Here is a 22,392-nt window from a genome sequence, read left to right as displayed (position 1 = left end):
ATAATATTGACAATAAAATAACGGCTTAGCGGCTTATTTACTTTACAATTCAAAGAAAAATAGGGTATGTTTAAGTTAATAATAATTAATAAAATTTTAGCTCTAATATATGTATAACACTTATATAGCAAGACAAGCGATACTCGATAGAAACCATGCCACGATTGGTTACGAGCTGCTCTTTAGAGATAGCACAGATAACCAATTTCCTGACATTGATTCAGACGTTGTCAGCTCTAAATTAATTATTCAAAATCACCTACAAGGTGACATTCGCTCCATCAGTATGGGAAAACTTGCTTTTATTAATTTTACTGAAAAATGTCTAATTAATAAATATCCGCTTATGTTCGATAAAAAATCTATTGTTATCGAACTTGTTGGCCATAAAGTACCAACAGAAAGTTTGTTTAAAATCGTTAAGTTTTATTTTGATAAAGGTTATAAAGTTGCGTTAACTGAATATGACCTTGATGAAAAGTGGGATGTTTTATTTCCATATATAGCAATTATTAAGGTTGATACCGATAAAGTTAACCCAAAACGTCTACATAAAGTTATCGAGCGTCTAAAAGATCACAACATTAAACTTGCCGCAGAAAAAGTAGAAACTAACTTTCAATTACAAGCTTTAGCAGAAGTCGGATTTGATTATTATCAAGGGTATTTTTATCACGAGCCTGAGATAGTAGAGGGGCAAACACTTGCGCCAATCAAAACACAAATGTTGCATTTGATCAGTGAAACATTTCACTCACCATTAGATTTTGACAACATTGCCACTATTATCAGTCATGATGTTAACTTAACTGTTGGCTTATTAAAAATGGTTAATAATGTAGCAACATCAACTCGTATTGAAATTACGTCATTAAAACAAGCCGCTGCCTATTTAGGTGAAGATAAACTTAAACAGTTTGTGACTATTCTTGCTTTGTCTAAATTGACAACCGACAAGACCGATGAAATATCTAAGCAGGCACTTATTACTGCAAAATTAATGACGGCATTAGCCAAAGAAGGTGCCTTTAAAGAGATCAGTGATTTTGCTTTTATTACCGGCTTATTAAGTGCTATTGAAATTATTTTGCGTATGCCGATTAACGAAATCGTTAAAACAATGCCACTCGCCATTCCAATTGAAAACGCGCTAGTTGACCACTCAGGTTTACTCGGTGAATTACTTGATTTTGCGATGAAGTACATCACGGGTGATGGTGAAAACATAAAGCAATTAATTGAAATGTATTCTCTTGACGAAGCTTTTATTCAACAAGAGTTTGTTGCTGCTTGTCAATGGTGTAAAGAGCTCGGTATTTAAGTTATTTTAGCTCAGCGACTTGATCTGATACCCCAAAAGCTTATGCCTGTTGCTTAAGCTTTTTTGTAGGCAGTTACTGCGTTGTTAAGGCGAGAATATTTTCTTGTGCTGAAACTAAGCTTTCACTGACTTTTTCTTTATGTTGAACGGCAACGTCTAGGGGAACTGTGAGTAATTGATTATTACGCTCGCCAATCATAACGTTACTCTTTCCTGCTATTAGCGCTTGTACAGCAGCAACCCCCATTTTTGTTGCTAATATTCGGTCTTTAGCTACCGGTGAACCACCTCGTGAATATAGCCAAGTATACACGCAGTACAGTCAATGTTTGAAGTCTGTTTTAATTGCTTAGCGAGCTTTACTGCGCCACTGGGCCATAAGTTCTCGGCAATAACTATAATATAACTGGCATGCCTATTGTGCTGTGCTTGTTTGATTTCTTGAGCTAAATGGCTGAGCTTTTCTTGCTCGTCGGCTTGAGAGAAATTCTCAAAAGACAATATTTGCTCAGCTGCACTGGCGATACCGACATTAAAAGTGATGTGTACACTTCGCCTACCCATGACTTCAACAATAAAAATGCGCTCAAAAGCTTCTGCCGTGTCACGTATTTTATCTATCGCTTCAATACCGGTATTGACTGCAGTAGAAAAGCCTATGGTGAAATCTGTACCATCAATATCATTATCTATGGTCCCTGGAATACCTATAATAGTTCCTGGCCAATGTTTATTTAACGCCAGTAAACCGTTAAAAGAGCCATCGCCGCCAATAACAATTAAGGCGTCTATTTTTTCTTTTTTAAGGGTTGCTGCGGCTGATTCTAAGCTTTACTCAGTAAGCATGGCAGGGCAGCGAGCACTTTTTAAAATAGTGCCTCCTCGGTGGATGATGCCATTAACACTTGCAGGTTTTAGCAATGTTGAACTCGCTTCAATTAAACCGTTATAGCCAGAAAAAAAACCAACCGTGGGTAATGCATAGTGATGCGCAGCAATTACAACTGCACGTATCGCGGCATTCATGCCGGGGGCATCGCCACCACTGGTTAATAGCACAATCTTTTTTATCATCATAATCGTTTTTAACCTTATCTAGTAAAATCTATTTTAAGGAAGTTTTTTGCATCCGTCATTATTTACCTTGATTATATTTTGCACATAAAAAAAGGTAGCTATTGAGCTACCCTTTTAGATCTAAACATTTTGCCCGTCAGCTTAAAGTAACCGCTGAAGCTTTACCTTAATGGGTCATAGCAATTAATTAGCTGAGATGTTTTTTTGTTACGGTTAATACTTTCATTGTATTCGTTGCGCCAACCGTTTCCATCATATCACCGTGGGTGAATATCACTATGTCGTCAACTTTTAAGTCTGCTTTAGTTAAGACCTTATTGAGTACCGCATTAGATAACTCTTCATCAGGAAAATGTGTAGAGTCAAATTCAACAGGATAAACACCACGGTAAATAGCGGTTTTATTTAATGTTTTCTGATGACGAGATAAAGAATAAATAGGTAAACCTGAAGTAATACGCGACATGATTTTGCTGGTATGTCCAGACTCAGTCAATGATATAATCGCTTTAACACCCACTAGGTGATTAGCTGAATACATGGCTGACATTGCGATAGTTTCTGAAATCTCAGAAAATGTGAGCTCATTACGGTGGTTTGAAATATTTACTGAACGATGCTCTTCAGCGCCAATACATACTGATGCCATCGCTTTTACTGTTTCTACCGGGTATTTCCCTGCAGCAGTTTCAGCACTGAGCATGACTGCATCAGTACCATCAAGCACAGCATTTGCAACATCCATAACTTCAGCACGGGTTGGCATAGGGTTTTCAATCATGGTCTCCATCATTTGTGTTGCTGTAATAACAACACGGTTTAACTGACGACTACGAGCGATTATATGTTTTTGCTTACCCACTAATGCAGCATCGCCAATTTCAACACCTAAATCACCACGAGCAACCATGACAACGTCTGAGGCTAGAATAATCTCATCAAGCACTTTATCATCATTTACTGCTTCTGCGCGTTCAATTTTAGACACTAAGCGTGCATCACAACCGGCTTCTTGCGCTAATAAACGTGCTTCACGCATATCTGCAGCATCACGAGGAAAAGAGACCGCTAAGAAGTCGACATTAATTTTTGCCGCTAATTTAATATCTTCTTTATCTTTAGCTGTCAGTGCTGGCGCTGTTAAGCCACCGCCTTGACGATTAATACCTTTATTGTTTGATAAGGGTCCACCCACCGTTACTTCGGTGAAAACTGATTGCCCTTGTGTACTTAAAACTTTTAATTGCACACGGCCATCGTCAAGTAAAAGAATATCGCCAGGGACGACATCTTGTGGTAATTTCTTGTAATCGATACCCACTTTTTCTTGGCAGCCTTCACCTTTTGGCAATTCTGCGTCAAGTTCAAATTTATCACCAATGGCTAATTTAATTGGACCATTTTTAAAGGTTGATACGCGTATCTTAGGGCCTTGTAAATCACCTAAAATACCAACATATATACCCAGTTCTTTAGCTATTTCGCGAACATTGTTGGCACGGTCAATATGATCTTGTGGAATACCATGAGAGAAGTTTAAACGAACCACATTTACACCAGCGGCTAATACTTCTTTTAATACGGCTCTGTCGTCAGTGGCTGGCCCTAAGGTCGCTACAATTTTAGTTCTTCTAGGCATCTTAATCCTTATTATAATATTGTTTAATTTTGACGATAAACAAATCAGTGTTAGTCGCCATCGATAATGCTGGTTAGTCTTTGCGCTCAAAACGAGAGCTACGTAAACTGTCTTTAACTTTCTTTAAGTTCTCTCTAAATTTTGTACCGCGCCTTAAGGTAAAGCCTGTTGCTAATACATCAATCAGTGCAAGTTGAGCGATACGTGATGACATAGGCATATATAAATCGGTGTCTTCAGCAACATCAACAGATAAAACGATATTACATTCTTTTGCCAGAGGACTACCCGCCGTTGTAATACCGATAACGATGGCATCATTTTCTTTTGCTAAACTGGCGACCTCAACCAATGACTTGGTTCGTCCCGTATGAGAAATTACAACAACAACATCACCTTGGCGACTATTTATAGCACTCATACGTTGCATTAATATGTCATCGAAATAAACTACTGGCACATTAAAGCGAAAGAATTTATTTAAAGCATCATGAGCAACAACAGCGGAAGCGCCCAAGCCAAAAAATGAAATTTTGTTCGCTTGGGTTAACACATCAACAGATCGGTTGATCACATTTGCATCTAAACTTTTACGGGCTAATTCAAGATTTGCCATGGTTGATTCAAAAATTTTATCTGTATATTCATCAGCCGTATCGTTTTCATCAACATGCCTGTTAACATAAGGGGTACCATTGGCTAAACTTTGCGCTAAATGAAGTTTAAAGTCGGGATAACCTTTAGTATCTAAACGACGACAAAACCTATTAACAGTAGGCTCACTGATATTTGCTTGTTTAGCTAAAGCAGCGATACTGGCATGAATAACGGTACCTGGAGAAGACAATATTACCTCTGCCACCTTACGTTCAGATTTACTGAAAGTATCTAATTCTTCGGCGATCTTTTCTAATATATTCATGTCGGTCAATCCTACTTTTTACAATAATTGTAATTAATTTTCTGTCTAAATGACGAGAATAATGAAAATTTATTTCATAATTACAGCTAATATAAAACATATTGGCAATTTTTAGCAAACCTTTAATTAATGTTTCATACGAATAACCACTAACCAACTATGAACTTCGAGTAAAATTGCCGCGTAAAGCTTTTATTTATCCATAATACCTAAAATGTAATTTAATTACAAAAAGTTCTTTACTGATGCCAATATACCCGTTAAATTATGGATAAATGTAGTTTAGTTACAATATGTGCTAGCTTTATTGATGAGGTAATTTTAGTTATTATCAGTGTTCAATAAAGAATGCCAAAAAAAGAGATATTGTTTATGAAAAATTCTGATCTTCAGTCTGCCAGTGAAATTGTTATTTTTGGTGCACTTGGTGACTTGTCTCGTCGCAAATTATTACCCGCTTTATATCAATTAGACCAAGCCGGCTTATTAAATATAGAAAGTCGAATTTTAGGTGTCGCCAGACAAGACCATTCGGTAGAAGAATTTACGGCTTTTGTTATTGAGAATCTTACTGAGTTTGTTAAAGAAGGCTTAAACGAAGAAGTACTTGCTCGTTTTATTAGCCGTATGGTTTATCAACAGTTAGATTTTAAAGACACTGTCTCTTATAGTAACTTAGCTGCAACGTTAAAAGGTGGCCATGATACACGTGTTTATTATTTTTCAACGCCTCCTGCTATTTATGGTGATATTACCGACGGTTTAAAGTCAGCTAAACTTATTACTGACGCTGACCGTGTTGTGATGGAAAAACCGATTGGCAACTGCCTTGCATCATCAAAAGTTATTAACGATCAAGTTTCTCGTCATTTCAATGAAAACCAAATTTATCGTATCGATCACTATTTAGGAAAAGAAACAGTACTGAATCTATTAGTACTGCGTTTTGCCAATTCACTTTTTACCAATAACTGGGACCGTAATAGTATTGACCATGTACAGATAACGGTTGCTGAAAGTGTTGGAATTGAGGGACGATGGGGTTTTTATGACGACGCAGGACAAATGCGCGACATGATACAAAACCATTTATTACAAATATTATCACTCTTAGCGATGGAGCCTCCTGCTGATTTAAGTGCAGAAAGTATTCGTGTTGAAAAGTTAAAGGCAGTTAAAGCTCTCGCGCCTATTAATCGCCTGAATGTGAAAGAAAAAACAGTTCGTGGTCAGTACGCCGATGGTTACTTAAATGGTTTACCTGTGCCGGGTTACTTAAATGAAAAAGATGCTAATCAAAAAAGTGATACCGAAACTTTTGTTGCTATAAAAGCAGAAATTGATAATTGGCGTTGGGCTGGCGTGCCTTTTTACCTTCGTACGGGTAAAAGAATGCCTGCAAAGCACAGTGAGATAGTAGTGCAATTTAAACCTCAGGCGCATAATATCTTCAAGGATAGCCATGCTGATCTACCGGCAAATAAGTTAACGATTCGTTTACAACCTGACGAAGGCGTTGAATTACAGATGATGAATAAAATTCCAGGTATTGCTTCACAAATGCATATTCAAGAAAATAAGCTTGATTTGAGTTTTTCAGAGACTTATGAAGATCAGCGTGTTGTCGATGCGTACGAACGATTGATGCTAGAAGTTATCAACGGTAATCAATCGTTATTTGTTAGTCGTGATGAAGTCGAAGCGGCTTGGACTTGGGCTGATAGTATTATCGAAGCCTGGAAGACAAGTAATGAACCCCCTAAAGCTTATCCTGCTGGAACTTGGGGACCCGTAGCCTCTCTTTCTATGATCGCTCGTGATGATCGCCAGTGGGTTGAATAAATAAATTTCAGAGATAACGTGAATTTCAGGAAATAACTATGTACCAATTAAACAATTTCGCTCAGCGAACAGATTTAGATAATGCCTTAGCCAATACTGTCGCTGAAATTTTATCAAACGCTTTGAGCCAGAAAGGCAAAGCAAGCTTAGCTGTTTCTGGCGGGTCTACACCCAAAGGTTTTTTTACGGCTTTATCGACTAAAGATATTGATTGGCAAAACGTAACCGTCACTTTAGCGGACGAACGTTGGGTTGAGTTTGAGTCTGAGGCAAGTAATACCCGTTTGGTACATGAAAACCTGTTAAAAAATAAAGCAGCTGCAGCACAATTTTTTCACCTTAAAAAAGAGGGTGAATGTGATCAATCAACCCTAGTGCAATTAAATACTGATGCTAAAAGCCAGTTATTGCCCTTAGATGTCCTTATTCTTGGCATGGGTGAAGACGGTCATACCGCTTCTTTATTCCCCTGTAGCGAGCAAATATCATCAGCACTTGCGCTTGATAATACTGATGCTCTAATGAAGGTTGTCCCCAAAACGGCTCCTAACGACCGTATAACTTTTACTTATGCTCATTTAGCGCAGAGTAAAAATATTATTTTGCATGTTTGTGGTGCAGGTAAAAAGGTCGTTTTAGAAAAAGCACTTTCAAGTAACAATCAAACAGAAATGCCAATAAGGGCATTTTTACAAAACCCAGATATCAATACACAAGTGTATTGGGCGGAGTAACATATGACTATTAAAATGAATGAAAAAATCGTCGCTATTACTAATGAAATTATTGAGCGTAGTAAAGGTAGTAGAGCTAAATATTTAGCTAAGATAGAAGCCGAAAGCTCTCAAACAGTCCATCGTGCCGGTTTGTCGTGTGGTAACTTAGCTCATGGTTTTGCTGCTTGTGGTAAAGAAGACAAGGCCTCATTACGTGGTATACATCACTCAGACATCGCTATTGTTTCAGCTTACAATGATATGTTATCTGCTCATCAGCCCTATGAAACTTATCCTGCGATTATTAAAGCAGCAGTGAGAGATGCGGGTGGTGTTGCACAATTCGCAGCCGGTGTACCGGCTATGTGTGACGGTGTTACTCAAGGCCAACCGGGTATGGATTTAAGCCTAATGAGCCGAGATGTTATTGCAATGTCTGCAGCGGTTGGCTTATCGCATAATATGTTTGATGGCGCATTAATGATGGGCATCTGTGATAAAATCGTACCGGGCTTGTTGATTGCCAGTATGACTTTTGGACATTTACCCACAGTATTTATTCCTGCGGGCCCTATGCCTTCAGGTTTACCAAACAAAGAAAAAGCACGTGTTCGCCAGCAATATGCTAAAGGTGAAGCCAACGAAGAAGAGCTGCTTGAGGCTGAATCTGCCTCTTATCACTCTGCGGGTACTTGTACTTTCTTTGGCACAGCCAACTCAAATCAACTGGTTGTTGAAGTCATGGGACTTCATTTACCTGGCGCTTCATTTATCGCACCGAATACGCAGCTTCGTGAAGAACTAACAAAAGCAGCAGCACGTCAAGCAACTCGTTTAACGCAACAGTCGGGCAACTATATGCCGATTGGCAAAATGGTCGATGAGCGTTCAATTGTTAATGCAATTGTTGCCTTACTTGCGACGGGCGGTTCAACGAACTTAACCATGCATATTATTGCATTTGCAAAAGCAGCGGGTATTATCATTAACTTCCAAGACTTTAATGATTTATCTGAAGCAGTGCCACTATTAACACGTATCTACCCGAACGGTGAAGCAGATATAAATCAATTTCAAGAAGCTGGTGGTATGGCACTACTCTTTAGAGAATTGATTGAGGGCGGTTTAGTTTTTGAAGATGTTGAAACTATCTGTGGCCGCGGTTTAACACGCTACACTAAAAAACCTGTACTCGAAAGCGGTGAACTTAAGTGGGTTGATTGTGTTGAAAAATCTCTTGACGATACTATTATTGCAACGGTTTCAAGCCCGTTCAAAGCTACTGGCGGCTTACGTGTTCTTAAGGGGAACTTAGGTGTCTCTGTCATTAAAACATCTTCATTGCGTGAAGGTAGTTTTGTTATTAAAGCACCTGCCGTCGTTTTTGAAGATCAACATGAATTACAAGCAGCATTTGATGCGGGTGAATTAGAAAAAGATTTTGTTGCTGTTATTAGATTCCAAGGACCGAAAGCGCGTGGCATGCCTGAATTGCATAAACTAACACCACCACTTGGTGTTCTCCAAGACAAAGGTTTTAAGGTCGCTATGGTAACTGATGGGCGTATGTCTGGCGCCTCAGGTAAAGTACCTGCTGCTATTCATTTGTGCCCAGAAGCCCTAGATGGCGGTTTAATCGCGAAAGTGAAAACCGGTGATATGATTTTAGTTGACGGCGAAACTGGAGAGTTAACCTTAATGGTTGACGAAGCAGAGCTTGCCCAACGTGACAATGCTATTTTTCAAGTCAATGGTCATCATCAAGGCATGGGCCGAGAGCTTTTTGGTTTTATGCGTCGTAATTTAAGTACTGCTGAAACCGGTGCTTGTTCATTATTTGATGAAACTGATATTGATGGTAAAGCTTCGTGAGTGAGTCAATACTTAACTTAGTTGCTGACATTGGCGGGACTAATATCAGGTTTGGCCTAGTTAATGACGATGGTCAAACCTCAGATATTAAAACTTATCAGTGCGACCAATATGATAGCTTAGCCGATGTTATTAGCGTTTATTTAGCGTTACATAACTCTGCAGGTAAAACAATCAATGCATGTTTAGCCATTGCTTGTCCGGTTGAAACAGATCAAATTACCATGACTAACTTGCCATGGACATTTTCTCAATCGACCTTGAAAAAAGCATTGAGTATTAGTCAGTTATTTTTAATAAATGACTATACCGCAATAGCACATGCAGTACCTTTGCTAACACAAGCACAAAAAGTGCAAATTGGGGAAGGGGTCGCAATTGCCGACAAGCCTATTTCTATTTGTGGTCCTGGTACCGGGCTAGGTGTTGCTAATTTAGTACCGACCATCGACGGTTGGTGTTGTTTAGGAGGGGAAGGAGGCCATGTCGACTTTGCTCCTGTTGATGCAGATGAAATTAAAATATTAAGTTATTTACTTGAAACTAAGCAGCATAGAATATCCTATGAACAATTACTTTGTGGCAGAGGGTTAGAGCAAATTTATCAAGCTTTTTTGTCAATTGATAACTTGCCAAAAAGTAATTTGTCAGCTGAACAAATCTCCGCTAAAGCGATAGATGGCTCATGCCCACTATGTGAAAAAGCCTTGCATCAATTTTGTAATACTTTAGGCAGCTTTGCCGGTAACTTAGCCTTAACATTAGGTTGTTTTGGTGGTGTATATATTGCCGGTGGCATTGTGCCTCGTTTTATAGATTTCATCAAAAACAGTAATTTTAGACAGCGTTTTGATACAAAAGGCCGACTATCTAGTTTTATTAACAATATTCCGACGTATGTGATCACCGAAAATCAACCCGGTTTGTTAGGGGCGTCTGCCTATATTCGTCAACAATTATCTTCAATGAAAGGACACATCTAAATCATGACCATAACAAATAATTGGCAGTTATCGCCAAAAGAAATTTTCGCTATGGGGCCTATTGTGCCTGTTCTTGTTATTAAAGATGTTGAAGATGCCTTACCTATTGCTAAAGCCTTACTCGCTGCTGGCATAAAAGTATTAGAAGTAACTTTGCGCACACCAGCGGCACTTGATGTCATTAAAATTATCGCGCAAGAGTTACCAGAAGCTTGTGTTGGCGCTGGTACAGTAACAAATCGTGAAATGCTGCAACGCTGTCAAGAAGCAGGGGCTAAGTTTGCAATAAGTCCAGGCTTAACAAAAGATTTATTAAAAGCGGGTAATGAAGGTAATATTGCCCTTATACCAGGAATTTCATCAATTTCAGAAATGATGGACGGAATTGACTTTGGCTATGATCATTTGAAGTTTTTCCCCGCAGAAGCTTCTGGTGGTGTTAAAGCGATTCAATCAATGGGCGGACCATTCCCTGACATTCGCTTTTGTCCAACAGGTGGTATCAATTTAAGTAATGTTAAGGACTACTTAGCCTTATCAAACGTTGCTTGTTGTGGTGGCTCTTGGTTGGTTACCGACGACATAATTAAAAATAAAGATTGGGCTAAAATTACTGAATTAGCGAAACAAGCACTTGCTCATGTAAAATAACGCGTAAAGCGAATACCAAAAAGGCTGAAGCGCTATTGATAGTGCTTCAGCCTTTTTTATTTATACGACTTATTGTCCGCCTGACATCAATCCTCACATATCCTTTTACAGGCAAGTAAAGGCAGTCTATAGCTAGATAACATCTTTGTGGGATGTTTATCGGTGAGGGCCTTAAATCGACTAGTCAAGGTTGTTCAAGTAAGGGGCTTTGACTAAAATTTATCTCAATAAAAAAGCCAAATAAAGATATTTGGCTTTTTTGATATAACTTTTTTTCTAAAGAATATTAATTTTTATAAGCGCTGACGTAAGCCACTAAATCAAGTACCTTGTTTGAATAACCAATTTCATTGTCGTACCAAGAAACAATTTTTACAAACTTATCGGTTAGTGCTATACCCGCACCCGCATCAAAGACTGAAGTACACGTTTCGCCAATGAAATCATTAGAAACTACTTGATCTTCGGTATAGCCTAATATGCCTTGCAAATCACCATGAGCTGCTGATTTCATCGCATCGCAAATTTCTTGATAGGTTGCGCTACTTTTTAAATTAACGGTCAGATCTACAACAGATACATTTGGTGTTGGTACACGAAAGGCCATACCAGTGAGTTTGCCATTTAATTCAGGGATAACTTTACCAACCGCTTTTGCAGCACCCGTAGATGAAGGGATTATATTTTGTCCTGCACCACGGCCACCACGCCAATCTTTAGCTGAAGGGCTATCAACAGTTTTTTGTGTTGCTGTAGTTGCATGAACCGTCGTCATTAAACCACTTTCAATTCCCCAATTATCATTAAGAACCTTAGCAATAGGTGCTAGGCAATTAGTAGTACATGAGGCGTTTGATACAATATCTTCGCCTTTATACTCATTGAGGTTTACACCACAGACAAACATTGGGGTGTCATCTTTTGAAGGGGCAGAAAGCACAACTTTTTTAGCTCCTGCGATCAAATGCTTTCGTGCTGTCTCATCAGTTAGAAATAAACCGGTTGATTCAACAACAACATCAACATCTATTTCATCCCATTTTAGTTCTTCGGGGTTACGGATAGCGCTAACGCGAATAACTTTATCATTAACAATCAACTGACCATCTTTAACTTCTACCGTACCGTTAAAACGACCATGCGTTGAGTCATACTTAAGCATGTAAGCCATGTAGTCAATGTCGATTAAATCATTAATACCGACAATTTCAATGTCGCTTCTCTGCGCAGCAGCTCTAAATACAAAACGACCGATACGGCCAAAACCATTGATGCCAACTTTAATAGTCATGTTAAAATTCCAAATGAAAATAATGTAGTAAAATTACATCATTTTGAGATTTATACAAGCGATACTTGTCATATTTGGCCTTTTTTTGATAAAAAGGGCGTTTTATTACGAGTTGGGTCAACTTTAATTGCTAGTGGCTTAGTTTCGTTCATGGTAGAATAAATGCCATTGTATTTCTCAGTATTTATGGACTTTCTACTATGACACAAGACAATAGTTTGTGTGACATCGGCTTTATTGGCCTTGGTGTAATGGGTAAAAATTTGGTGCTAAACTTAGCCGACAACGGTTACAGTATTGCTGCTTTTGATTTAGATAATGAAAAAGTGCTTGGCGTTATTGCCCAAGACAAATTGGAAAATGGTGAAAATAAGCAACGTGTTCACGGTTGCTCATCATATACAGAATTATTATCGCGATTAAAAACTCCCCATCTTATTGTACTTTCTGTACCTGCTGGTGCTCCTGTTGATCAAGTCTCTGAGAGTTTGATTGGCGCGGGTATTCAACCCGATGATATTATTATTGATACGGGTAATAGTCTGTGGGTTGATACCGTTGCTCGTGAGAAAAAATATAAGAATAACTTTATTTTATTTTCTTCAGCTGTCTCAGGTGGTGAAGTCGGCGCTCGATTTGGACCTGCTTTAATGCCCAGCGGCTCTCCATATGCATGGACACGCATTAAACCTATTTGGGAAGCAATATCAGCTAAGGTTGACGCCGAAACAGGCAAACCTTTAGAGCGGACTAAACCAGGGGAAACCATTAAAAAAGGTGAACCTTGTACCGCTTATATTGGCCCAGCTGGGGCGGGTCATTATGTAAAAATGGTTCATAATGGTATTGAATATGCGGATATGCAAATTATCTGTGAGGCTTATCATACTTTACGTGCGGGTTTAAATTTATCAACAGATGAGATTGCTGATATTTTTGAACAATGGAACCAAGGTCCTTTAGACAGTTATTTAATGGAAATATCTGTTGAGGTACTTCGCCATAGAGTGACCGAAGATAACATCCCGCTAGTGGATTTGATTCTTGATAAAGCAGGGCAAAAAGGCACAGGCTTGTGGACTGCGATGAGCAGTTTAGAATTAGGTACACCAGCCCCCACCATTGCCCAAGCGGTGTACGCACGTTCCATCTCTTCATTTAAAAATTTAAGAGTGCAGAGTTCAAGTCTGCTTAACGGTCCTAAGGCTAAGATCTTAAATACACAAGAAAAAACAGCGTTTATTGCTCGTTTACATGATGCCATTTACTGTGCGAAAATTTGTGCTTATGCCCAAGGTTTTCAATTAATGAAGCAAGCGGAGCAAGAGCATGATTGGGAACTGGATTTTGCCAGTATTGCAAAAATATGGCGAGCCGGTTGTATTATCCGTGCAGCATTTTTACAATCTATTACCGATGCTTTTAAACGTAATGCGAAGTTAGAAAATTTAATGCTAGATGCATTCTTTGTTGATCAGTTAAATGCTCATCAATTAAATTGGCGTAAAACTGTTGCAGAAACCGCTTTAATGGGAATTTCAACCAGTGCAATAAGTTCATCGTTAACCTATTATGATGCTATGCGTACCGCTGTTCTTCCTGCAAATTTATTACAGGCACAAAGAGACTTTTTTGGTGCTCATACTTTTGAACGGGTTGATCAAACACCAGGAAAGAAATTTCACGTTGAATGGTCAGACCCTGAGCGTGAAATGATCGAATTTGGTCATTCAAAATAAAAAGGTGAAAATATATGTCTAAAGACCCTTATCAAGATAAGTTAACACCCGAGGCCTTTCGAGTATGTCGCTTGGCTGCCACAGAGCAACCGTTCAGTGGCGAGTATAACGATCATTGGCTAGCCGGTGTTTATCATTGTGCCTGTTGTGAAAAGGAGCTCTTTTCTTCAACGGATAAATTTCAATCGGGTTGTGGTTGGCCAAGTTTTTCTGCCGCTATTAGCCCAAATGTCGCCTACATTGAAGATGACAGCCTTGGAATGATGCGTACAGAAATCACTTGCAGTACGTGTGACTCTCATCTTGGTCATGTATTTGATGACGGCCCACAACCCAGCGGTAAACGTTATTGTGTTAATTCATTAAGTTTACAGTTTAGCGCACTTTAAAAAGACAAGGTTTAATCTCTTGATTAAACCTAAACCTTTGGTGACTCAAAGGTTCCTGCTTCAATTTTATCTAAGGTTATATTGGCAATTTTATCTAATAATGTTTTATTTAATTTATAACCTACAACATAATTATTTAAAGACTTTTCAGTCACTTCTTTATTTTCTGGCGAATGTAAACGTAAAATTCTTAACCAAAGATAAGCTTTTTTAACATCTTGCTTTTCTATAAATATCGTTGCTATTGACTGAAAGATTTCTGCATTTATTTTCTGATCTGGCTGGTATAATTGCAAAGCTCGATAAAGTAACGTTAAGGTCTTTTTAGGATCTTTTTTTGTATAATGCGTTGCTAAGTTATATTGCGACCTTGAATTTTCAAGGGCTTTTGTCCCTTCTTGTGCTAAAAATTTATTTAAAGATTCTTCGTTGATATATCTCGACCAGTGATAGTAGAGCAGGTGAGGGTGATCTGAGGTTATTGTTTCTTTTGATATTTCTTTGATACGATTCTGTGCTTGAATTGCGTTATCAACTCTCATCGTTTGTTTATGTTTTAATTTAATATGCTCAATTTTTGAGGCATGAACCATACATTGTGCATAATCTTCGTAAGCAATGAGTTGATGATATTTATGTAGATCTGAACTAGCCAATTTTTCCTCTAAATTAGAAAAACCCACCGTAATACGTTCTCGTTTACACCATGAGTCTTCTTGAAATTCATTACAGATTTCAGAATTACTTTCACAAAGTTCAGCAAAGTTTGGCTTGCTATCACAAGCGGTTAATAAAAAAATTAGTGAGAAGTAGGCTATTATTGTCTTCATTTTTGTCCCATATTTGAGCGTGATATTATGTGTAACTAGTGGCGAAAGTTTTCAGGTTCGATTACAATAGTGCCGCAATTAATTATTATTGTTATTAGTGCTAATATTAATAATAACTCATCGTTCAATTGACTGAAATAAAAAGGTTTACGCAATGACTTCTCATCTTGAGGAACAATACCAAGCTAGCTGGCAAGAACGCCAAACATTTGCTGAAAATATGCAACCTATTATAGGGCAACTTTTCAGAAACAAAGGTCTCGAAGTATCTATTTATGGTCGTCCATTAGTTAATGCTTCTGCAATTGATATCATTAAAGCACATAAATCTGTTGCGCTACATGAAGACAGTAAATTACGTTTACGTGAAAGCTTTCCTTTTATTGATGCATTAAGACACATGGATTTAGCGCCAGCACGTATTGATGTCGGTAAATTGGCCTACCGTTATTTATTTCTTGGTAAAGCTAATGGTCTGTCAATTGAGCAGTTTTTAGAAAAAGAATTAGTATCAATTAATAAAAATACTGACCCACAAAAGTCTAAAGATGTTGTTCTTTATGGTTTTGGTCGTATCGGTCGCTTATTAGCGCGCCTGTTAATTGAACGCGCAGGACCCTGCTCGACATTAAATTTACGTGCTATTGTTATTCGCCCAAGTGGTAAAGGTGATTTAGCAAAACGTGCCAGCCTATTACGTCGTGATTCAGTGCATGGTGCTTTTAACGGTAGTATTACTATCGATGAAGAAAATAGTGTCATTAAAGCTAATGGTGCATTTATTCAAGTCATCTACGCAAAAAATCCTAGCGAAATCGACTATACCCAATATGGTATTAATGACGCTTTAGTTGTTGATAACACCGGTGTATGGAGTGACGAAGAAGGTCTAGGACAACATTTACAATCAAAAGGTGTTGCTAAGGTATTGTTAACAGCACCCGCTAAAGGTGATATTAAAAATATCGTTTATGGCGTGAATCAAGATATGATTTTAGCGGATGACAAAATTGTTTCTGCAGCAAGTTGTACCACTAACGCTATTACACCTGTGTTAAAAGCCATTAACGATGAGTTCGGTATTAAGAATGGTCACGTTGAAACGGTTCATTCATATACTAACGATCAAAACTTAATTGATAACTACCACCCGGCTCCTCGTCGTGGTCGTAGTGCACCATTAAATATGGTTATTAGTACAACGGGTGCTGCTAAAGCGGTTGCTAAAGCATTACCTGAATTGAAAGGTTTGTTAACGGGTAATGCGATTCGTGTACCGACACCAAATGTTTCAATGGCTATCATGAATTTGAATTTGAAAAAATCAACGGATAAAGAAGCGTTAAACGATTACTTACGTAATATTTCGTTAAATTCTAAGTTACAAAATCAAGTAGATTATACGGCTTCAACTGAAATCGTCTCTACTGACTTGGTTGGCTCTCGATACGCTGGAGTTGTTGACTCTCAAGCAACGATTGTTGATGGCGATCGCGCTGTATTGTATGTATGGTATGACAATGAATTTGGTTACAGCTGTCAGGTAGTTAGAGTAATGCTAGAAATGTCAGGTATTCAGGTACCAACATTACCCGTTAATTAGTCTATAAGTTGATAACATTGTTGGTGTGAGTTGATGCCAACAATTTATAGCGAAAAAAAAGTCGCACTTTATTTATATCGTGCGGCTTTTTAGTTTACACGGGAAGATTATTTTCCAGCGTTAGCTATTATAGCTCTCGCCATTTCATCAGCTACTTTACCTGTTGGTAAATTTTTCTCGTTCGCTGTTACAAAAACATTCATTAGTGTGTGATAAATATTTTCGACCAAACTTGTCGCCTTATCAGCACAATAAGGTTCAGGATAAATTTCAAGGGCAACATTTATAATTCCCCCAGCGTTAATAACGTAGTCAGGGGCATACAAAATACCCTTGTCTAAAAGGATTTGGTCATGACGACTTTCTGCAAGTTGGTTATTAGCACAACCGGCAATGATCACCGCTTTAAGCTCTGCAATACTATCGTCATTAATTGACGCGCCTAACGCACAAGGTGAAAATACTTCAACATCTTGTTTGTAAATATCGTCTAAGCTAACAACTGTTGCATCTAACTCGGTAACGGCTTTATCTAAAATTTCTTGGTTAATATCAGTGACGATTAATTTCGCACCCGCAGCATGAAGTCGTTCACAAAGTGAATAACCAACACTACCAAGCCCTTGAACAGCGACTTTAATACCGGTTAAATCATCAGATCCCAATTTAAACTTAACCGCGGCTTTAATACCTAAAAAAGTACCTAGCGCAGTGAAGGGGCCTGGATTACCACTTTTTCCTTCAAGACCCGACACATAGTCGGTAACTTGATTAACAATAGCCATATCACCAGTAGTAATATTGACATCTTCAGCGGTGTAATAACGGCCACCTAGATTATTAACGGCTTTGCCATAGGCTTTGAATAAATCGTCTGACTTTAAGTGTCTAGGATTACCAATAATAACCCCTTTACCACCGCCAAGTTTTAACCCAGCCATAGCATTTTTGTAGGTCATGCCTTTTGATAAACGTAAAACATCTTTTAATGCTGCTTCATCATTTACATAATCCCAAAAACGACAGCCACCTGCCGCTGGTCCAAGTGCAGTACTGTGTACTGCTATGATAGCTTTTAAGCCTGTTGCATCATCGCTGCAATAAACAACTTGTTCATGATTGTCGAAATCTACTAAATCAAAAATTGCCACTTCTAAATCTCCACGTAAAAAGTTTTGTTAACATTCTTTTTACTTCTGTAATAAGAGTTGTATTGTTTCGATGCGCACAATACCACTTAGCCTAATATTGCGCTAGCCGTCAGATCAAAATATAACGGTCACTATCTTAGGGTAAATGTATAGAATAAAGCACAAAATTTAATAATAGTGGTAAAAGGATAAAAGGAGTGACTCATTAATAGAGTAGGAATTAATAAACTAGTGATTAAAAGCGAAGCGGGTCGATTTTTTTATATTCTCAACAGCACAGGTCATACGCTGTCTTGGCATACCTGCTTCCATAAATACCGCGCCAGCACTGATAAAGTTAAATTTTCTAAAATATTCAACATCATCAAGTGGACTATAAATAAAGACTTCATCAAGTTTGAGATCTTTAGCAATCGCCAGTAAACCTTTGACAACAACTATGTCGATGTTTCTTTTTCTAAAAGACATCAATACAGCGATGCGAGAAATTTCCCCCGTAGACAATATACGGCCCGTTGCAACGGGCTCTTGAGTAATATCATCACAAACCAAGACATGAAATGCATAGTGATCTTTTCGGTCAAACTCTATTTTTCGTGGAATACGCCATTCACAAATAAAAACTTTCTCGCGGACATCTCTTAATAATGATGCCGCTTGTTCCCAATTTACTCTACTGACGCTGAACGACATTATGAATATTACACTCGTTGTTATTCTATATACCAAAAGCCCATATTTAGAACATTAGTCAATAATTGTTCATTTTTCAAATTTGTTAGTAAACTTTTTACTGTTTGAGTGGTCAAAGTTTGCTGTTTTGTTAAGTATGTCGCTAATGTGATTGTTTCTTTATCAATTAAAAAACTTTCCCCATTAATATATAAAAAACTTGTTTCGTTGGGCGCTTGCTCTTGAGGTTGAAGAGGAACAATTAAGCTTTTTATTCCTGAAACAGGCACTAAGGTATTTTCTGCTTCAGCCAGAATATCGGTAAGTTGTTCGCTGTCGATAGGAGTGACCGGCATTAATATTTCTAAAGCATGGTGGTTCTGTGTAAGATATTTACCGATAAAAGGAATAAATAACTTATCGTCATCAAGTTGTGCTTTCATGAACGTCTTTAATTTTTCGATATCCATGTGTTCAAGTTGTTCGGGCTGACTGGTTAGTGCGCGTTCATTATCAGGAAAGCGTGTTTCTCCAAGGTTTTCATCTATTAATTTATCAGCAAAACCAGACCATAATTCTTGATTGTTTGGTGCCTGAAAACCAATAGAAAAATTCATCGAATTTTCTAATGACACGCCATTGTGAGGATGATTCGGTGGAATATAAAGTAAATCACCCGCTTCGGTTATTTCGTCGATAACAGCAACAAAACTAGAAACTTGTTTTAAATCAGGATGAGGTAATAGCTGCTTTAGTGAACTATCAGGTGCACCAACTTGCCAGCGACGCTTTCCTTCACCTTGTACAATAAAGACATCGTACTGGTCTAAATGAGCACCAACACCGCCATTGGGTGTAGAAAAGCTAACCATTACATCATCAATACGCCATTGTGGAATAAAATTAACGGCTGCTAGTAATGATTGGGTATCGCGAGACCAATTATTTACCGCCTGCACCAGTAGCGTCCAGTTCTGTTCGCCAAACTTGTCGAATGAATCAAAAGGACCTTGCTCTACTTGCCATTCACCATTATTACAGGCAATAATACGCGATTCAATTTCGCTTTCCATCGCGAGGCCAGCAAGTTCGTTGGCATCAATTGGGTCGGTGAAGTCTTTGAACGCACCTTTTATTAATAACGGTTTTTTTTGCCAATATTCTTTTAAAAACTGCTCAGGCGTTAGTTCGCCCCAATGGATTTTTTGCATTGCGTGTTACTCTCTATTTTACTACGGTTAATTGGCGTGCATAAATGCACTAATCCCATCATAAATCAGGGCGTTGCTGAAAAGCCAAGACATATACGTTTATTGGCATCCATGCCATCACGTCATACCGTTCATCCTGAACATATACGTTCATTGGCATCCATGCCATCACGTCATGCTATTGCGTTCATCCTGAACATATACGTTCAGTGGCATCCATGCCATCACGTCATGCTATTGCGTTCATCCTGAATATATACGTTCATTGGCATCCGTGCCATCACGTCATGCTATTGCGTTCATCCTGAACATATACGTTCATTGGCATCCATGCCATCACGTTATACCGTTCATCCTGAACATAAAAAGGAACCGCGAGGTTCCTTTTTATTAGCATACGTTTAGATAAAACTAATCTAATTCGTTAATAAATTCTACTGCGCGACCTATATAACTCGCGGGTGTCATTTCACATAACTGTGCTTTAGCTGCATCAGGTAATTCAAGTGTCATAATGAAAGCGCGCATTGAGTCGCCATTGACGCGCTTACCGCGAGTTAGCTCTTTTAATTTTTCGTATGGCTTTTCGATACCATAACGACGCATTACTGTTTGTACGGGTTCAGCTAAAACTTCCCAGTTGCTGTCTAATTCAGCCGCTAGATTTGCTTCATTTACTTGTAACTTACTAATACCTTTTAATGTAGCACCGTAAGCTATCATCGCATGAGCAAAACCAACACCTAAGTTACGTAAAACTGTTGAATCTGTTAAGTCACGTTGCCAGCGAGAAATCGGTAATTTTTGCGCCAAGTGGGTAAATAATGCATTAGCAATGCCTAAGTTACCTTCAGAATTTTCAAAGTCAATTGGGTTAACTTTATGTGGCATTGTTGATGAACCAATTTCACCTGCAATGGTTTTTTGCTTAAAGTGACCCATCGCGATGTAACCCCAAATATCACGATCAAAATCGATTAAGATGGTGTTAAAGCGGGCAATGGCATCAAATAACTCGGCAATGTAATCATGTGGTTCAATTTGAGTCGTAAAGGGATTAAACGATAAACCTAATGAAGTAACAAATTCATTAGCAAATTCATGCCAATTAACTTCAGGGTAAGCTGATAGGTGTGCATTGTAATTGCCAACAGCACCATTGATCTTACCTAATAATTCAACATCAGCAATTTGGGCACGTTGACGTTTAAGACGAATATAAACGTTGGCCATTTCTTTACCCAAAGTACTTGGAGAAGCAGGTTGACCGTGAGTACGACACATCATTGGAATAGTTTTGTATTCAATTGCTAGCGCTTTAATTGCCGCTAATATTTTATCCATTTCTGGTAATAAAACGTCGGTACGACAGTCATTTAACATTAAACCGTGCGAAAGGTTGTTAATATCTTCAGATGTACAAGCAAAATGAATAAACTCAGTCACTGCGTTTAATTCAGCATGATCAGCAATTTTTTCTTTTAAGAAATACTCAACCGCTTTTACATCATGATTAGTGGTCGCTTCAATGTCTTTAATGCGCTGTGCGTCTACTTCACTGAAGTTATCAACAATCGCATTTAATGTTGCCGTAGCGTCACTGCTAAAAGCCGGAACTTCTGCAATTTCTGTCGTTGCTGCAAGTTTTTGTAACCAACGAACTTCAACGGTAACACGGTATTTTATTAAACCAAATTCACTGAATATAGGGCGTAATGACTTAACTTTGCTGCCATAACGACCATCTACTGGAGATATTGCACTTAATGCTGAAAGTTCCATAGGGTTTTCCTAATATTTAAAGTAAAGTTAAAAACTAATTTTGAATTTTTTTAACAAGCTTTGAGCAGCTGCTCGGCACATTCAACCAATTTTGAACGTGAAAATAAAATACTTCGGCGTTGTCCACCGACCTGTCGCCATAAAACACTTGAGCGAATACCAGCCAATAACAAGGCACGTATCTTATGTTGATTGACTGATTGCTTTAATATAGCGGGCTCGCCTGCTACCTGAATAGGTGTTCCAAGTGGGCTGATCAAATCGCTATAAATTGACGCTAAGCTCGAAACGAGTGTTTCACTGGTAATGTCATAATGTGCTAATTGACGTTGGCTTTGGCTAATTCGTTCACCGAGCGCATTCATTTTATCGCTATATTTGCTTAAACGACGCTCTAAACCCAGTAAGCTCACCACATAACGGGTGATCTCAGGATCTTTGTTAGTTGATTTATTGCCTAAATGGTTAACTAGTGTTGTTAATCCTATTTTTAAATGACTCATTTCACCACCATAAACTTCCATGGTGTTTTTAGGCGATGTGATCATGACACTATTAAGTAATAAGGCGAGTTCGTCTTCGTCTATTTGGCCACTACGAGATATTTTTTGCACCCAATAAGCGACTTGACAAACCGCGGCAAGTGTAAGGGTTTGTTCATTTATACTGTTCATAACTATTAACTGCTCAACTAATTTTCG

General features: G+C 38.3%; 19 protein-coding genes and 1 pseudogene. 9 read left to right on the top strand and 11 right to left on the bottom strand.

Annotated elements, in window-relative coordinates; genetic code table 11:
* The first annotated feature begins 109 nt into the window (after positions 1 to 109).
* The gene (locus H4J66_RS06290) at positions 110 to 1,321 is read left to right on the top strand and encodes an EAL and HDOD domain-containing protein (RefSeq protein WP_182171979.1); all 1,212 of its coding nucleotides are present in this window, start codon (positions 110 to 112) and stop codon (positions 1,319 to 1,321) included.
* 73 nt (positions 1,322 to 1,394) lie between these two features.
* Here H4J66_RS06290 and H4J66_RS20180 read toward each other — a convergent pair whose 3' ends face one another.
* From H4J66_RS20180 to H4J66_RS06275, 4 genes and pseudogenes are all read right to left on the bottom strand, one after another.
* The gene (locus H4J66_RS20180; protein WP_259369066.1) at positions 1,395 to 1,568 is read right to left on the bottom strand and encodes a hypothetical protein; all 174 of its coding nucleotides are present in this window, start codon (positions 1,566 to 1,568) and stop codon (positions 1,395 to 1,397) included.
* Positions 1,569 to 1,594: 26 nt separating this feature from the next.
* Positions 1,595 to 2,347, bottom strand: a pseudogene (locus H4J66_RS06285) (6-phosphofructokinase).
* Positions 2,348 to 2,585: 238 nt separating this feature from the next.
* A complete protein-coding gene (pyk, locus tag H4J66_RS06280; RefSeq protein WP_182171976.1) occupies positions 2,586 to 4,037 on the bottom strand; it encodes a pyruvate kinase in 1,452 nt (483 codons plus the stop codon).
* Positions 4,038 to 4,110: 73 nt separating this feature from the next.
* Complete coding sequence (locus H4J66_RS06275) at positions 4,111 to 4,959, bottom strand: MurR/RpiR family transcriptional regulator (RefSeq protein WP_182171973.1); 849 nt, start codon at positions 4,957 to 4,959, stop codon at positions 4,111 to 4,113.
* Between the two features lie 372 nt (positions 4,960 to 5,331).
* On the opposite strand from H4J66_RS06275, the gene zwf reads away from it, so the two are divergent.
* From zwf to H4J66_RS06250, 5 genes are read left to right on the top strand one after another with little or no spacing between them, the layout of a single operon-like run.
* Positions 5,332 to 6,801 carry a glucose-6-phosphate dehydrogenase gene (gene zwf, locus H4J66_RS06270; protein ID WP_182171970.1) on the top strand — a complete coding sequence of 490 codons (1,470 nt, stop codon included), beginning with the start codon at positions 5,332 to 5,334 and terminating at the stop codon, positions 6,799 to 6,801.
* Between the two features lie 38 nt (positions 6,802 to 6,839).
* The gene (gene pgl / locus H4J66_RS06265) at positions 6,840 to 7,535 is read left to right on the top strand and encodes a 6-phosphogluconolactonase (protein ID WP_182171967.1); all 696 of its coding nucleotides are present in this window, start codon (positions 6,840 to 6,842) and stop codon (positions 7,533 to 7,535) included.
* Between the two features lie 15 nt (positions 7,536 to 7,550).
* Positions 7,551 to 9,389 (top strand): phosphogluconate dehydratase, encoded by a 1,839-nt coding sequence (gene edd, locus H4J66_RS06260; RefSeq protein WP_182172083.1) that lies wholly within the window; start codon positions 7,551 to 7,553, stop codon positions 9,387 to 9,389.
* Positions 9,386 to 10,372 carry a glucokinase gene (locus H4J66_RS06255; RefSeq protein WP_182171964.1) on the top strand — a complete coding sequence of 329 codons (987 nt, stop codon included), beginning with the start codon at positions 9,386 to 9,388 and terminating at the stop codon, positions 10,370 to 10,372. The genes edd and H4J66_RS06255 overlap by 4 nt, the downstream gene beginning before the upstream one ends.
* Positions 10,373 to 10,375: 3 nt before the next feature.
* Positions 10,376 to 11,023, top strand: a complete 648-nt coding sequence (locus tag H4J66_RS06250; RefSeq protein WP_182171961.1) for a bifunctional 4-hydroxy-2-oxoglutarate aldolase/2-dehydro-3-deoxy-phosphogluconate aldolase — start codon at positions 10,376 to 10,378, stop codon at positions 11,021 to 11,023.
* Between the two features lie 286 nt (positions 11,024 to 11,309).
* Here H4J66_RS06250 and gap read toward each other — a convergent pair whose 3' ends face one another.
* Positions 11,310 to 12,314, bottom strand: a complete 1,005-nt coding sequence (gene gap / locus H4J66_RS06245; RefSeq protein ID WP_070373727.1) for a type I glyceraldehyde-3-phosphate dehydrogenase — start codon at positions 12,312 to 12,314, stop codon at positions 11,310 to 11,312.
* Positions 12,315 to 12,514: 200 nt separating this feature from the next.
* Between gap and gndA the strand changes: the two genes are divergently transcribed.
* Together gndA and msrB are read left to right on the top strand one after the other, a co-directional pair.
* Entirely contained in the window at positions 12,515 to 14,053 is a 1,539-nt protein-coding gene (gene gndA / locus H4J66_RS06240; protein WP_182171958.1) for an NADP-dependent phosphogluconate dehydrogenase, read from the top strand.
* Positions 14,054 to 14,067: 14 nt separating this feature from the next.
* Positions 14,068 to 14,442, top strand: a complete 375-nt coding sequence (gene msrB / locus H4J66_RS06235) for a peptide-methionine (R)-S-oxide reductase MsrB (protein ID WP_182171955.1) — start codon at positions 14,068 to 14,070, stop codon at positions 14,440 to 14,442.
* Between the two features lie 29 nt (positions 14,443 to 14,471).
* Here msrB and H4J66_RS06230 read toward each other — a convergent pair whose 3' ends face one another.
* Positions 14,472 to 15,272 carry a DUF2989 domain-containing protein gene (locus H4J66_RS06230; RefSeq protein WP_182171952.1) on the bottom strand — a complete coding sequence of 267 codons (801 nt, stop codon included), beginning with the start codon at positions 15,270 to 15,272 and terminating at the stop codon, positions 14,472 to 14,474.
* Between the two features lie 154 nt (positions 15,273 to 15,426).
* Between H4J66_RS06230 and H4J66_RS06225 the strand changes: the two genes are divergently transcribed.
* Positions 15,427 to 16,875: a glyceraldehyde-3-phosphate dehydrogenase gene (locus tag H4J66_RS06225; RefSeq protein WP_070373724.1), complete on the top strand. Its 1,449-nt coding sequence runs from the start codon at positions 15,427 to 15,429 to the stop codon at positions 16,873 to 16,875.
* A 107-nt stretch (positions 16,876 to 16,982) separates the two neighbouring features.
* Here H4J66_RS06225 and H4J66_RS06220 read toward each other — a convergent pair whose 3' ends face one another.
* The 5 genes from H4J66_RS06220 to hflD all read right to left on the bottom strand — a co-directional run bounded on the left by H4J66_RS06220 (position 16,983) and on the right by hflD (position 22,365).
* Positions 16,983 to 18,026 (bottom strand): amino acid dehydrogenase, encoded by a 1,044-nt coding sequence (locus H4J66_RS06220; protein WP_182171949.1) that lies wholly within the window; start codon positions 18,024 to 18,026, stop codon positions 16,983 to 16,985.
* A 228-nt stretch (positions 18,027 to 18,254) separates the two neighbouring features.
* Positions 18,255 to 18,719 carry a GNAT family N-acetyltransferase gene (locus H4J66_RS06215; protein WP_182171946.1) on the bottom strand — a complete coding sequence of 155 codons (465 nt, stop codon included), beginning with the start codon at positions 18,717 to 18,719 and terminating at the stop codon, positions 18,255 to 18,257.
* 20 nt (positions 18,720 to 18,739) lie between these two features.
* Positions 18,740 to 19,909, bottom strand: a complete 1,170-nt coding sequence (locus H4J66_RS06210; RefSeq protein WP_182171943.1) for a cupin domain-containing protein — start codon at positions 19,907 to 19,909, stop codon at positions 18,740 to 18,742.
* Between the two features lie 411 nt (positions 19,910 to 20,320).
* Positions 20,321 to 21,691 carry an adenylosuccinate lyase gene (gene purB, locus H4J66_RS06205; RefSeq protein WP_182171940.1) on the bottom strand — a complete coding sequence of 457 codons (1,371 nt, stop codon included), beginning with the start codon at positions 21,689 to 21,691 and terminating at the stop codon, positions 20,321 to 20,323.
* A gap of 50 nt (positions 21,692 to 21,741) precedes the next feature.
* Complete coding sequence (gene hflD / locus H4J66_RS06200; RefSeq protein ID WP_182171937.1) at positions 21,742 to 22,365, bottom strand: high frequency lysogenization protein HflD; 624 nt, start codon at positions 22,363 to 22,365, stop codon at positions 21,742 to 21,744.
* Between the last annotated feature and the right edge of the window lie 27 nt (positions 22,366 to 22,392).

Source organism: Colwellia sp. MB3u-55 (assembly GCF_014076785.1).
GTDB lineage: Bacteria > Pseudomonadota > Gammaproteobacteria > Enterobacterales > Alteromonadaceae > Colwellia_A.
Note: the sequence above shows the minus strand (reverse complement) of the source record. Positions and strands in the feature narration are given on the sequence as shown.